Source organism: Bartonella sp. AA2SXKL, assembly GCF_042197205.1.
GTDB lineage: Bacteria > Pseudomonadota > Alphaproteobacteria > Rhizobiales > Rhizobiaceae > Bartonella.
In genome coordinates this window covers 331-622 of sequence record NZ_JBHIRN010000227.1, presented here as the reverse complement: position 1 = coordinate 622, position 292 = coordinate 331, and the positions used below count along the sequence as shown (strand labels likewise).

Genomic DNA, 292 nt, shown 5'->3' with positions numbered 1-292 from the left:
AAAAATGCTGGATGGGATGGGAACGCAAACGTGGTAAGCTTCATGAACTCAATCTGTTATTAAGAGGTGATCAAAACACCAGCTTTTATCCCCCAAATCCACATCTTCCCATAGATTGTCGTTTTGTAATGACCCTGGATGCAGATACACGCCTTACTCCTGAAAGTGTCACAAAACTTGTTGGAAAGCTTAACCATCCGCTTAATCAGCCGATTTTCGACCCACAAAATGGGAAGATTGTAAAAGGCTATAGCATTTTGCAACCCCGTATTACACCGTCTCTTACAACAGG

General features: G+C 42.5%; 1 protein-coding gene. It reads left to right on the top strand.

Annotation, left to right across the window (positions count from 1 at the left end):
- Positions 1 to 292: hypothetical protein (locus ACFINS_RS10860; RefSeq protein ID WP_375706279.1), on the top strand; the 292-nt coding region annotated here is incomplete at both ends.